Annotated in this window: 11 protein-coding genes; 5 read left to right on the forward strand and 6 right to left on the reverse strand. The window is 36.4% G+C overall.

All coding sequences use genetic code 11. From position 1 onward, the window contains the following. Positions 1 to 43: 43 nt before the first annotated feature. Both ribB and LQV47_RS20040 read right to left on the reverse strand, forming a co-directional pair. Positions 44 to 1,165: a 3,4-dihydroxy-2-butanone-4-phosphate synthase gene (gene ribB, locus LQV47_RS20035; protein ID WP_047490331.1), complete on the reverse strand. Its 1,122-nt coding sequence runs from the start codon at positions 1,163 to 1,165 to the stop codon at positions 44 to 46. Positions 1,166 to 1,229: 64 nt separating this feature from the next. Further along, positions 1,230 to 2,237 (reverse strand): LLM class flavin-dependent oxidoreductase, encoded by a 1,008-nt coding sequence (locus LQV47_RS20040; protein ID WP_230040804.1) that lies wholly within the window; start codon positions 2,235 to 2,237, stop codon positions 1,230 to 1,232. Between the two features lie 466 nt (positions 2,238 to 2,703). Here LQV47_RS20040 and LQV47_RS20045 point away from each other — a divergent pair, with 466 nt between their 5' ends. Continuing rightward, the gene (locus LQV47_RS20045) at positions 2,704 to 3,525 is read left to right on the forward strand and encodes a M12 family metallopeptidase (protein ID WP_230040806.1); all 822 of its coding nucleotides are present in this window, start codon (positions 2,704 to 2,706) and stop codon (positions 3,523 to 3,525) included. Between the two features lie 39 nt (positions 3,526 to 3,564). Here LQV47_RS20045 and LQV47_RS20050 read toward each other — a convergent pair whose 3' ends face one another. Then, positions 3,565 to 5,691: a helix-turn-helix domain-containing protein gene (locus LQV47_RS20050; RefSeq protein WP_230040808.1), complete on the reverse strand. Its 2,127-nt coding sequence runs from the start codon at positions 5,689 to 5,691 to the stop codon at positions 3,565 to 3,567. 82 nt (positions 5,692 to 5,773) lie between these two features. Here LQV47_RS20050 and LQV47_RS20055 point away from each other — a divergent pair, with 82 nt between their 5' ends. Continuing rightward, the gene (locus LQV47_RS20055) at positions 5,774 to 6,226 is read left to right on the forward strand and encodes a hypothetical protein (protein ID WP_230040810.1); all 453 of its coding nucleotides are present in this window, start codon (positions 5,774 to 5,776) and stop codon (positions 6,224 to 6,226) included. 182 nt (positions 6,227 to 6,408) lie between these two features. On the opposite strand, the gene LQV47_RS20060 is transcribed toward LQV47_RS20055, so the two are convergent. After that, entirely contained in the window at positions 6,409 to 6,945 is a 537-nt protein-coding gene (locus LQV47_RS20060; RefSeq protein WP_230040812.1) for a gamma carbonic anhydrase family protein, read from the reverse strand. A gap of 167 nt (positions 6,946 to 7,112) precedes the next feature. On the opposite strand from LQV47_RS20060, the gene LQV47_RS20065 reads away from it, so the two are divergent. The 3 genes from LQV47_RS20065 to hemH are packed head-to-tail and all read left to right on the forward strand — an operon-like array spanning position 7,113 to position 9,580. After that, entirely contained in the window at positions 7,113 to 7,991 is an 879-nt protein-coding gene (locus LQV47_RS20065) for a NifU family protein (RefSeq protein ID WP_230040813.1), read from the forward strand. An 11-nt stretch (positions 7,992 to 8,002) separates the two neighbouring features. Beyond that, a complete protein-coding gene (locus tag LQV47_RS20070; RefSeq protein ID WP_230040814.1) occupies positions 8,003 to 8,530 on the forward strand; it encodes an NADPH-dependent FMN reductase in 528 nt (175 codons plus the stop codon). Positions 8,531 to 8,545: 15 nt separating this feature from the next. Further along, on the forward strand, positions 8,546 to 9,580 hold the full coding sequence (gene hemH / locus LQV47_RS20075; RefSeq protein ID WP_230040823.1) for a ferrochelatase: 1,035 nt from the start codon (positions 8,546 to 8,548) through the stop codon (positions 9,578 to 9,580). A 75-nt stretch (positions 9,581 to 9,655) separates the two neighbouring features. Here hemH and LQV47_RS20080 read toward each other — a convergent pair whose 3' ends face one another. Continuing rightward, a complete protein-coding gene (locus LQV47_RS20080) occupies positions 9,656 to 11,614 on the reverse strand; it encodes a M4 family metallopeptidase (RefSeq protein ID WP_230040830.1) in 1,959 nt (652 codons plus the stop codon). 332 nt (positions 11,615 to 11,946) lie between these two features. After that, positions 11,947 to 13,905, reverse strand: a complete 1,959-nt coding sequence (locus LQV47_RS20085; protein WP_230040838.1) for a M4 family metallopeptidase — start codon at positions 13,903 to 13,905, stop codon at positions 11,947 to 11,949. Positions 13,906 to 13,959 lie beyond the last annotated feature (54 nt).

A 13,959-nucleotide genomic window follows, 5' to 3' on the forward strand; every position in this document is an offset into this window, starting at 1 on the left:
ATATTTTCGCAGCAAAGCTGATACTCTATTGATCATTTATCTGTTATAACTGAACCAGCTCAGTAACTTCTACGTCATATCCTCCAACCTGAGGTTTGATATTAGGGTTTTGAGTGATTACTTTAAACTTATTAATTCCTAAATTCTTTAAGATCTGCGTTCCAATACCGTAATCTCTGTAGTTGTATGCTAAAGTAGGGTGTTGCTCCTGCCCGTCCTGATAATTCAGGAACTGCTGAAGTTTCCTCAATGTATTTTCAGAGTTGGAAACATTATTGATGAAAATAATAGCTCCTTTTCCTGCTTCATTTACCATACCGGTTACTTTTTCCAATAAAGGTTTTTCTCCGTTATTTAATCTAGTCAATACATCAAAATAAGAATCTGAAGACTGTACTCTTACTAAAACAGGCTCATCTACCGTCCATGCTCCTTTTGTCAAAGCAAAGTGGATCTGGTCATTCGAAGTTTCTCTGAACGCGTAGAAATCAAAATCACCGTAATGCGTTTTTACCTTTTTCTCTTCAAGTCTTTCAACCAGATTTCCTTTTTTAAGCTGATAATGAATTAAATCTTCAATAGAAACAATTTTCATATCATGCTTCTGAGCGAATGCGTGAAGTTCCGGTAAACGAGACATTGTACCATCTTCATTCATAATCTCACAGATTACCCCCCCTTCTTTCAATCCTGACAGATGAGTAAGGTCAATAGCAGCTTCAGTATGTCCTGCTCTTTTCAAAACGCCTCCTTTTCTTGCACGAAGCGGGAAGATATGTCCGGGTCTCATGAAATCCGTAGGCTTAGACTTTTCATCCATTAAAGCCAAAATTGTTTTAGCTCTGTCACCGGCAGAAATACCTGTGGAAGTCCCGTTACCCAAAAGGTCAACAGATACAGTAAAAGCAGTTTCTTTAGGATCACTGCTTCTGCTTACCATGACCTCTAATCCAAGCTCATCACATCTTTTTTCAGGAAGAGGCATACAGATCAGTCCTCTACCGTGGAGGGCCATAAAGTTGATAATTTCCGGAGTTGTCAGTTCAGCAGCACAAAGAAAATCACCTTCATTTTCTCTATCTTCATCATCTACTACTATGATTATTTTACCATTTTTAAGGTCTTCAATAGCCTCTGGAATAGTATTTAATTTAATATCGGACATTTTTACTTTTTATTTTTGCAAAGATACTTATAAAAATAAGCATCTGCCAATTAATATGAATGGTTTATTGTGCTTGAGATAAAGAGTTGACCGCTTCTCTTATGATTTCGTAAGATCTCAGTCTTTTCTGATGATCGTAGATATGAGAATTGATAATTAGCTCATCGACGTTGAATTTATTCTGGAAATCCTGAATTTTTTCCTGAATTTCCACCTTGTCTCCTATAAAAGTATACCTCAGCTTCTGTAAAACCATAGATTTTTCCATGGGTGACCAGATGTCATCCATATCATCTACCGGCGGTGCAAAAGGCTTCCTGTCATTTCTTACAATATTGATAAATGCCTGGAATAAGGTAGTAGAAAGCTTATGAGCCTCTTCAGAAGTTTCTGCTGCAACTCCGTTCACACAAGCCATTACATAAGGCTGACCTAAATATTGAGAAGGTTGGAAATGTTCCCTGTATATTGTAAAGGCCATTTCCATTTGCTCAGGAGCAAAATGCCCGGCAAATGCATAAGGCAGTCCAAGTTCTGCCGCCAGCCATGCGCTGTCTGTGCTTGATCCCAATATATAAATTGGTATATCAAGGCCTTCTCCCGGAATAGCCCGTACCATCGCATCAGCATTTTCTTTGGAAAAATACCGTTGAAGCTCTATAATCTGTCTTGGAAACTGTTCATTAATAATCGCCGGATTTCTTCCCAATGCCTGAGCCGTTAATCCGTCTGTTCCGGGAGCCCTTCCTACACCCAGATCAATCCTTCCCGGAAAAAGAGATTCCAGGGTTCCGAATTGCTCTGCAATGATCAGAGAGCTATGATTGGGAAGCATAATTCCTCCTGAACCCACTCTTATTTTTTTTGTTCCATTGGCGATAAAACCAATTAAAACTGAGGTAGCAGAACTCGCAATACTTTCCATATTGTGATGTTCGGCAAGCCAGAATCTTGTATAGTTTAAGTTTTCAGTATGAGTAGCTAAAGATAAGCTATCCTGAAATGTATCATGAATGCTTTTTCCCTGCTTTACCGGAGCAAGGTCTAAAACAGAAATTTCAAAATTTTTCATAATTATAAATTGGGGCTTAAAAAACCAAACAAATTTAAAACATAAAAATTGCATTAGTTACTTTTTGTAATTGATAAGTCTGATCGCCAAGTTCAGGCAAAAACTATTGAAATTGAAGCTCTGTTTGATTCCTTTTGCTTACACAGATAAATACATTGCTTAAATAAATTTCAAATCATGAAAACAAAAATCATGTATATCGAAAACAAATCCTTGGGTCATCATGGTCCGGCATGAATAGGTTTTGTAGAATTTTCAAAATACGCAAAGAGTTACTATTCACATAACAAATAGTAAGAAAAAGGGATTGGCTGTAGTCAAAACCTTTTCTGTTTAATATTTCAATTAAAAATAAACAATTCTTACAAAAACAAATATTTCAATAAAAATAATTCATACATAAGAGAAATAAATTATTATATTAGTACTTAAATAAAATACACTTAAACACCACTAAAAATATTTTATGAACAAAAAACTGACAAAAAAGACTTTCTTTATAGGTCTTATTATTGCTGCTACTTTAGCGTCTTGTAGTAAAAACAACGATGAGATTACTGCGGAGGCTCAAAACAAGGCCTTACAGCTCGAAAATGTTAAAAATGGACGACTGGAAGGGCAAGATATTACATACGAAAGGAAGAATGGAATGAATTTTTTCCAGGGAGATATTGTACTTTCCGACCAACAGCTGGCAGGAGACAACTCACTTAATAAAGGAGGCGCCAGTTTCTCAAGATGGCCGGGAGCTAAAATTTACTATAGTGTTGCCGGTAATATGGGCTCTATCAATGCTAATAAAATCACTACAGCGGTTAATGAGTATAATTCCAAAACCAATACCCAGTGGATTCCGCGCACCAATCAGGCTAATTACGTAGAATTTATTTTTGGAAGTTCATCAGGATCAGATGGATGGGCCCATATCGGGTATCAGGGTGGAAAGCAAACTATTTCTTTGGATCAATATATTTCTGTGGGATCTGTTATCCATGAAATGGGACATACTGTAGGACTTTATCATGAACATGCACGTAAAGACAGAGATCAGTATCTGAGTATCCAGTGGAACAATATTCAGGATGGGCAGGCTTATAATTTTAATAAGTATAATTCCGGAACAGATATAGGTCCTTTCAATATTAATTCGGTGATGATGTATTGGCCTAATTCCTATTCTAAAAACGGACAGCCTACTATTAAGAGGGCTAACAATACTACTTTTACCTACAACAGAACAGGTTTTACAACCGGAGATATTAATACAATCAATTCGATGTATCCCTAGTTTTTACAACCAAGATATCAATAAAAAGGAAAAGAATTCTTATGAATTCTTTTCCTTTTTATAATTATAATGATTGATCAGAATCCGGATTTCATTGAATTCAAAATTACTTGGCAATACATTCTTCCATTCTGTCAAAGTTTCCTGAGGGTTTTTATAAAACTCTGTTTCAAAAGCTTTGATTTTATCGGAAGTAATTACTCTTGAAATATCCAGCAATCCCTGTTCAGCAAATTTCGCAAGATGTCCGATTACGGTTTCTTTTACCAAACCTCTTTCCAAGGCAATTTCTCCGATGGTTTTCCCCTGTTCAAATAACTGAAAGGTTAAAACCTGTGAAGGCACTTTAGCAATTTTCAGATTGATTTCTTTATCATTTTTCTCCTCTAAAAGTTTCGTTTCAAGAAGGTGAATATCTTTCAGGCTATTCAAATATTCTTCTATATCTTCCAGCCAGTTTCTGAATTCATCGTTATATTGCTTTAAGCCTTTTGCTCCTTTTATTTCAGCATAAAACTCTTTTAAAGGATTAAAAATTTTATCCCTGGTTTCCACGAAGAAAAAGTTAACAGCTCCTTTTGTTTTGCTTTCAATTTCAGACCATTCTTCTTTTTTCTCAATGAAATTATTAACCTTCTGGAAAATTATCCGCTCTAATTTTTCAAAAATCTTTCCAAGGTTTACGCTTTCATGTTTCAGCTGAAGGTACAGCTGATTGGTTTTAACATGGTCTAAATTTTTGGTAACAACAGACAGTTTATTCCAGTCTTCCACTTCTTTCAAAAACCATACACAATCTACCGTACGAAGTACTTTTCTGATGCTGTAATCATATTTTTCCTGATTCAGAATTGATTCAATATGGTCATTGGCCACAGTATCTGTATGGAAATGCAGAATCCTGTTATCTTTAAAAATAACTTCAGGAGTAATTTTTGATTTTAAAACAATTCCTTCCAATGTTCTGCAACGGGATAATGCTACATATACCTGACCGGCAGTAAAACTTTTCCCTGCATCAATGATCACCTTATCAAAGGTTAATCCCTGGCTTTTGTGGATGGTAACTGCCCAGGCCAGCTTTATCGGAAACTGCTCAAAACTCCCTAATACTTCTTCCTGAATGGTTTTATCAGTATCCAGAAAATATTTTTTCTGCTCCCAAGTCTCCCTTTTCACAGTGATTTCAAGTTCGCTTTCATCCAGAACAACCCGGATTTCATTTTCGTCCAACCCGATAATCTCACCCAATTTCCCATTGAAATATCTCTTTTCCCCGGAAATATCATTTCTGATGAACATAATCTGTGCTCCAATTTTCAATTCTAAAAATTGTTCATTAGGAAACTGATTTTCTTTAAAGTCTCCTACAAGTTTAGCTTCATAGGTTTGTGCATCCACTTTTATTTCTGCCAGCTTTTCCTGGTTGATCTCATCAGCCATTTTGTTGTGAGAGCACAAGTAAACGTAAGATTCTTTCCCTATATTGAAGTCAGGATCATACCTTTTATTCAGGTAATCAAAATCTATATTCGCCACATCCCCATCACGGATAGCATTCAGAATTTCCAAAAATTCTTCATCAGACTGTCTGTACACTTTCGTCAGCTCAATGGTCACTAAAGGAATATCTTTAATGGCATGGCTATCAAAAAAGAATGGTGAATTATAGTACATTTTTAGAATATGCTCATCCCTCACTACCGGCGGAAGCTGATAAAGATCTCCGATGAACAGCATTTGTACTCCTCCAAACCTTTGATTATTTCTTCTGATAAACCGTAAAGAAAAATCCATCATGTCCAAAACATCTGCTCTTAACATGGAAACCTCATCAATAATAATGATCTCAACTTCTCTTAAAAGCTTAAGTTTATCCTTTCGGTATTTAAAATGGGGCATCAGGTCAGCTATATTATTAGCCAAACTGGTATCTATCCTTTCTGTGGTAGGCAGAAAAGTTCTCAACGGCAATCCAAACATAGAATGGATGGTAACTCCCCCTGCATTGATTGCGGCAATGCCTGTAGGTGCCACTACCACATGTTTTTTCTTTGTCCGTTTTACAAAGTCATTAAGAAATGTAGTCTTTCCTGTCCCTGCTTTTCCAGTCAGAAAGACACTTCGGTTCGTGTGCTCTAATAAGTCAAAAAAATGATTGTTCATCGTTGTCAAAAATACGGAAATGTATTTGATTTTCTTACCTTGGCATAAGTTTTGAAAATTCTTATAAAGAACAATGTCTATAATGAAAAAAAAATTTATCCTTATTCCTCTGCTAGTATTATGTACTACATTTACTCTTACTTCATGTAATACCTCGAAGAATGCGAATACCAATCTTCCGAAAGATATTTCTGAAAGACCTGCCGATCAGGACAGTCAAAAATATGACCAGGCTTTATTGGATAAATTAAAAGCATCCATTGAATCTGAGGTTTCAGGTGAAAAATGTACCGATGCGAATGAATGGGCATTTGCTCCAATGGGACTAAAGTCGTGCGGCGGACCACAGCAGTATATTGCTTACCCCAAGAAAATAGAAGTCTCTATCTTGTCGAGAATCAATGAATACACGGAAAAGGTCAGGATTTTTAATGAAAAATATAATATTGTGTCTGATTGTATGATGATCCCTGCTCCTACGTCTCTTAAATGTGTCAATGGAAAGATAAGGCTCATCACTCCAGATAACAATTAAAAATAAAGCAAAGGTTCTATACTCAAATCATTACAAATGCTTTTTAGGAATTTTTATACTAGGATGATATACAAAGCTCCATCAAAAGATGGAGCTTTGTTGTATATTGATAAAGATAAATGAAGGTCTGGTTTTAGAAGAGAAAATTATTCCATCCCGAAACCCGCAACAGATATCCTCGATTATAATTCGTAATCTTTTACATTTTCCTTATACCACGAAGAGTATTTTACATAATTATCTGCAATCCTGTTTACCTCTCCTTCCAGTAACTGGGCATTGATATCTTTAATTTTCCTGGCAGGAACGCCCCCCCAAACTTCTCCGGATTTAATATGAGTTCCCTGGGTCACTACAGATCCTGCACCTACGATGGAATTTTCTTCCACCAGGCAGTCATCCATTACAATAGCTCCCATTCCGATCAGTACATTATCTTTGATTGTACATCCATGAACAATAGCATTGTGGCCAATGGAAACATTATTTCCGATATTCAAAGGATGTTTCTGGTAGGTACAGTGCAGCATTGCATTATCCTGAACATTTACTTTATCTCCCATTTTAATATAATGCACATCACCTCTGATTACTGCGTTATACCAAACACTGCAGTCTCTTCCCATGGTAACATCTCCTATAATGGTTGCTGTTTCTGCTAAGAAAGTATTCTCTCCGATCTGTGGTATTTTCCCTAAAAGTTCTTTTACAAGTGCCATAGTTTTAATTTGAAATTTAAAAAATAAGTTTGGTTGAAAATTATAATTTACCTCATTTTTATTTAGAGTATCAAACTTCTAAATTAAAGCGATAGCAAAAATCTAACTCCTAACTTTCAGCTTCTAACTTCTAATGCGTATTTTTGTATCTCAAATTTAACGAAAAAATGCGTACCGTACTTATAGAACCAACTGAAAATCCAAAAGTGATGAAATTTGTAGCAGATTACAATCTTATCCCGGGATCTTTAGAATTGGACCGAAACTCAGATATTTCAGAAATTCCTTTAGCACAAGAACTTTTCAATTATCCTTTTGTGGAAAGAGTTTTCATTACCGCTAATTTTGTAGCTGTAGCAAAACAGGATACCATAGAATGGGAACATGTTGCTGAAAGTCTGAAAAATGTGATTGAAGATGAGCTATTGGCAAACCCAAGAATTTATCTTCAGAAGAAAAAAGAGATGTATCAGATTTATTCTGAAATGACTCCTAACCCCCACGTGATGAAATTTGTGTCAAGCAAATTACTGATGGATGGTTTTGTAGAAGTAAAATCAAGAGATGCAGCCGCTGAAGTTCCTTTAGCTGAAGCTATCTTCAAAGAATTTGATTTTGCTACTGAAGTTTTTATTTCTGATAATTTCGTGGCTGTTACCAAAGATCATTCTGTAGAATGGCATCAGGTAATGATGACTGTTCGTGCCCATATTGCCGAATATCTTCAGAATGGAGGTGAAATATCAAAGGCTGAACCTCAGAAACATGAAAATCCTGTTGAAAAAATCATCAACAGAGATTATACGGATGATGAGCAAAAGATCTCTGATATCCTGAATGAATATGTTGCTCCTGCAGTAGAAAATGATGGCGGAAAAATTTCTTTAATGGAATATGATGAAGCGAGCAAGACTGCAAAAATGCTTTTACAGGGCGCTTGCTCAGGATGTCCAAGTTCTACAGCTACTTTAAAAAACGGAATTGAGAACATTTTAAAGCAATTTGTTCCTGATTTGGTGGAAAGAGTGGAAGCTGTCAACGGATAACAGAAATTAAAATGCCTCCCGGAAATAAAATTGTAATAATTATTGGAAGTGCTTCAAAAAACTCCAGTAATCAGAAACTGATAGAACAGGTGCTGGAGCAGCATCCGCATGTTGATTTCAAAATGATTGAAGATCTTTCTGTTCTTCCTCATTTTGATACTGCGTTAACGGATCGTCATACTCCGGAAAATATAGTAAGAATCAGAGAAGACATTCAACATTCAGCGGGTGTTTTATTCTGTACCCCGGAATATATTTTCAGCATTCCCGGGAGATTAAAAAATCTTTTGGAATGGTGTGTTTCCACGACTGTTTTTTCTGAGAAACCTGTAGCAGTCATTACTGCTTCAGCAAGTGGAGAAAAAGGTCACGAAGAACTATTAATGATTTTAAAAACTCTCGGAGCAACAATAGCAGCAGATCATCAACTGCTGATAAAAGGAATAAAGGGGAAATTTAACAGTGATGGCTCAGTTGAAAATAATACCTTTGCCAGAGTCTCAGAATTAGTAACAGATTTTAACAGGTCTGTTTCATAATTAAAATAAAAAATATTGGATAAAAAAGGAATTTTACTGGTAAATCTTGGATCACCAAAGTCTACAGCGGTAAACGATGTAAAAGAATATCTTGATGAATTTTTGATGGATGAAAGGGTAATTGATTACCGTTGGATCTTTAGAGCCCTTCTTGTCCGTGGGATTATTTTAAACACAAGACCTGCAAAATCTGCTGAAGCTTATAAAACAGTTTGGACAGATAAAGGGTCTCCTCTTATCGTTATTACCGAACAGATTCAGAAGAAACTTCAGAAAGTGGTGGATGTTCCTGTAGAAATCGGAATGCGATATGCTGAGCCGAGTATTGAAACCGGTATTCAGAAATTAATGGATAAGGGGGTTTCTGAAATTGTTCTTTTTCCACTGTACCCTCAGTATGCGATGAGTACAACCGAAACAGTCATTGAAAAGGCAGAAGAGGTAAGAAAGAAGAAATTCCCGAAGGTAAAGATCAATTATATCCAGCCTTTCTATAACAGGGATATTTATATCAACTGTCTTGCGGAGAGTATTAAAGAAAAACTTCCGGAAAACTTTGATGCACTACAGTTTTCTTATCATGGCGTTCCTGAAAGACATATCTATAAAACAGATCCGTCCAAAACCTGTAAAATTGATGATGCCAACTGTATCAACAGTCAGGTAGACACTCACAACGCATATTGCTACAGACATCAGTGTTATAAAACCACTGAAGCTGTGATTGCTAAAATGGGCCTTCCAAAGGAAAAAACTATTGTTTCTTTCCAGTCAAGACTGGGAAAAGATAAATGGATTGAGCCCTATACGGATGAAACCCTGGAGACTATTCCTAAAAAAGGAGTAAAAAACCTTGCAGTGGTTTGTCCTGCTTTTGTTTCAGATTGTCTTGAGACTTTAGAGGAAATTTCTGTGGAAGGAAAAGAGCAGTTCATGCATGGCGGGGGTGAAAACTTCCACTATATTCCATGTCTGAATGATGAAGACCGGTGGATAGAAGTGGTAAAAACACTTTGCGAAGAAAAACTTAATGATTTCTATTTGGTATAATCTCACTTCAATAAAATATAGAAAAGGCCACAAGCAAATTGCTTGCGGCCTTTTTTAATCGACTATACTAAAGGATTATTTTTTAATCAGGTTTCCTGCATTCTGACCATTCACGGTTACAACGTATACACCAGGCAGGATATTAGAAGGAAGTTGTATATTTATTCTGTTTCCTCCGTCAGTAAGGTTCACTTTTTCAGAAAGCTCTCTCTTACCTGTTAAACTTACTACTTCTACCACTCCATTTCCGGCTTTCGCTTCAAATTCTACCATAAACCTGTCTGTGGCAGGATTCGGACTGATTTTATATGGAGAAACTTTTGATGCAGAGGCAATAAGTCCTGCAGAAGAAGTACCTCCTCCAACACCTACAGCATTCCAGGCATTGGTAACCTGTGTTACTTCATTACTGCCCGCTCCATATAAATCTGCTGCTGCCTGCAAAGAATACGTTCTTGCATTGGCATACGTAGAAGTAGACGTAAGATAAGTAATTAATGTTCTGTAAGCAACTGCCCCTGCCTTATCCAACCCGATTCCGGAAACATTATAAGCAAATCCATTATCATTCGTTCCCGAACCTCCTGTTACTAATAAATAATACCAAAAATTAAGGACTCCTGAATTCGTATGAACTCCACAATAATCATTTGTTTGTTGACCTGGCGTTACACAACCTGTAGTGGTAGCATCTTTCCAGTATTTTCCTTTATAAGTATCCGGCTGGCTATAAGCATTAGGATTCGCCATATCTCTGATAACATAGTTAAAATCTTCTCCTAATGTCCAGCTCGCCTGGCTAGGTCTTGCCCAACGTTCTATGGTATTTCCAAAAACATCAGAGAAACCTTCATTTAATGCTCCCGGCTCTCTTTCATATACAAGATTAGCTGTTTTAGAAGTCATTCCATGAGTAATTTCATGACCACACACATCAATAGCTGTTAACGGCTTACCTCCATTAGTAGTGGAACTTCCATCCCCATATTTCATTACCGATCCATCCCAATAGGCATTAAATAAATTAGTTGAATAATGAACGTAGGATTTTATAGCAAAATTATTGTTGTCAATACTCTTTCTACCATATTTTGTGAAATAATAATCTAATGTCATTTCTGCTCCCCAATGGGCATCGGTAGCATACTGATCTTTATTGGTATTGACATTATTCCATACATTATCAGTATCTGTAAAGTCTACAGCTGCTGCAAGGCTCGTTCCTTTTTTTGCATTATATGTTGCTACAGCTGTTCCGCCATTTCTTCCAGTTTCTCTTAATCTATAGCTTCCATTGTAAGAATCAGCTACGATATTCCGATTTCCACTGTAACCTGTAGTAGCCGTTCCCGGGGTATTTATCTCATGGATGATTGCATTTGTTCCCAATATCTCACCGTTCTTAGCATCTACGAAAACATATTGTCTGCTTTCAGGTTTTTCTGCATAGATATCAAATTTATATGCAAGCTTTACATCGGATAATTTTTCATCAGATGGATTAGAGTAATAAACAAGCTCTCCTTTCGGGGCAAAACTGGCATTAGGATCATTCGATTCTTTTTTAAGAAAATCTTCCTCTTCTTTATTCTGCCATTTATATGAGTCTGCACCCACGAATGACAACGCATTTTGCAGAGCTACAGCTTCAGAAATATTGGCTTTTTTTTCAGCCTTTTCAGAAGTTTTAAGAATCCATTTTCCAGACTGCCCTACAATTTTTCCTCCTTTTGTCTGTACAGCCATCATTCCATACTCTACAGGAATACCGTCAATTGTTTGTTGAAATCTATGGGTCTCAAAGCCCAACGCATCTTTTTCCAATCCCAGTTTTCGGCCCTGTCCTGGTGAAAGCCTTTGGGAGGCTTCGTCAAATAAAAGAGGTTGGCCTTTAAAATCGGGACCGTTTTTATCAAACCGCATAAATTCTGCGTGTAATCCGCTTTTACCCGGAACTAATTTTGATGGTGTGTTTTGTCCAAAAACAAAAGAACAGGCAGCAACGCTTGCCACTAAAATAAACTTTGTCTTCATAATAATTTTTGTTAGCGTGAAAAACGAATTTATACATTTCTCACAACAAAATAATTAATTCAATAAATAAAACTCAATAGATATTATAAATAAATAAACAAAACACAATGATGATTTTATAAGGAAAGTCACTAATTAAATATAATTTTATTATTAAAAAAGATTTAAATTGATAATATTAATACAAATTAAATTTTTGTGAATTAAAATTTTAATTATGTGTTACATTGCATTTTATTTCTCCTTTTTTTAAAAAACCAGCATTCATAAGGCTTCACAAAAAAATAGGCTATCTCATCAGAGACAGCCTAATTTTTTAAATATATTAGAGATTATTTTTTAATCAGGTTTCCTGCATTCTGACCATTCACGGTTACAACGTATACACCAGGCAGGATATTAGAAGGAAGTTGTATATTTATTCTGTTTTCTCCGTCAGTAAGATTCACTTTTTCAGAAAGCTCTCTCTTACCTGTTAAACTCACTACTTCTACCACTCCATTTCCGGCTTTCGTTTCAAATTCCACCATAAACCTGTCTGTGGCAGGATTCGGGCTGATTTTATATGGAGAAACTTTTGATGCTGAGGCAATAAGTCCTGCAGAAGAAGTACCTCCTCCAACACCTACAGCATTCCAGGCATTGGTAACCTGTGTTACTTCATTACTTCCTGCTCCATATAAATCTGCTGCTGCCTGCAAAGAATACGTTCTCGCATTGGCATACGTAGATGTTGAAGTTAAATAGGAAGTCAACGTTCTGTAAGCAACTGCACCTGCTTTATCCAACCCGATTCCGGAAACATTATATGCAAATCCATTATCATTAGTTCCTGAGCCTCCTGTTACTAATAAATAATACCAGAAATTAAGGACTCCTGAATTGGTATGAACTCCACAATAATCGTTTGTTGTTTGTCCCGGTACGGCACAGCCTGTAGTGGTAGCATCTTTCCAGTATTTCCCTTTATAAGTATCCGGCTGGCTATAAGCATTAGGATTCGCCATATCTCTGATCACATAGCTAAAATCTTCTCCTAAAGTCCAGCTTGCCTGAGTAGGTCTTGCCCAAAGTTCGATAGAATTTCCAAAGATATCGGAGAATCCTTCATTTAATGCCCCCGGCTCTCTTTGATACACAAGATTAGCTGTTTTAGAAGTCATTCCATGGGTGATTTCATGACCACAAACATCAATCGCAGTTAATGGTTTACCTCCATTTGTAGTGGAACTTCCATCCCCATAAGTCATTCTGGAACCATCCCAGAAAGCATTGAAATAATTGGTTGAATAATGAACATAGGATTTTATAGCAAAATTATTATTGTCAATACTTTTTCTTCCAAATTTTGTATATAAATAATCTAAAGTCATTTCCGCTCCCCAATGGGCATCTGTAGCATACTGATCTTTATTGGTATTGACATTATTCCATACATTATCAGTATCTGTAAAATCTACAGCTGATGAATAGTTGGTTCCTTTCTTTAAATTATAGGTTTCTACAGCCGTACCTGCATTTCTTCCGGTTTCTCTTAATCTGTAGCTTCCATTATAAGAATCAGCTACGATATTCCGATTTCCGCTGTAACCTGTAGTAGCCGTTCCCGGAGCATTTACTTCATGGATAATGGCATCTACGCCTAACACTTTTCCATTCTTGGCATCTACAAAAACATATTGTCTGCTCAATGGTTTCTCTGAATAGATATCAAATTTATACGCTAATACTAAATCATTCAGTTTTTCATCAGTAGGATCTGAATAATATACCAATCCACCTTTTGGAGCAAAACTGGCATTGGCATCATTAGATTCTTTTTTAAGAAAATCTTCTTCTTCTTTATTCTGCCACTTATAAGAGTCTGCCCCTACAAAAGACAATGCATTTTGTAGAGCTACAGCTTCAGAAACGTTGGCTTTTTTCGCTATACCGGCAGGAACTTTCATAATCCATTTTCCGGATTCTCCAACAATTTTACCGCCTTTAGTCTGTACGGCCATCATTCCATATTCTACAGGAATACCATCAATTGTTTGTTGAAATCTATGGGTTTCAAAACCCAATGCATCTTTTTCTAATCCCAGTTTACGGCCTTGTCCCGGTGAAAGCCTTTGGGAGGCTTCATCAAATAAAACAGGCTGGCCTTTAAAATCAGGGCCGTTTTTATCAAACCGCATAAATTCTGCGTGTAATCCGCTTTTACCCGGAGTTAATTTTGATGGTGTGTTTTGTCCAAAAACAAAAGAGCAGGCAGCAACGCTTGCCACTAAAATAAACTTTGTCTTCATAATAATTTTTGTTAGTGTGAAAAACGAATGTATGTATTTTTCACAACAAAATAA

The sequence above is a fragment of the Chryseobacterium sp. Bi04 genome (genome assembly GCF_918698085.1).
GTDB lineage: Bacteria > Bacteroidota > Bacteroidia > Flavobacteriales > Weeksellaceae > Chryseobacterium.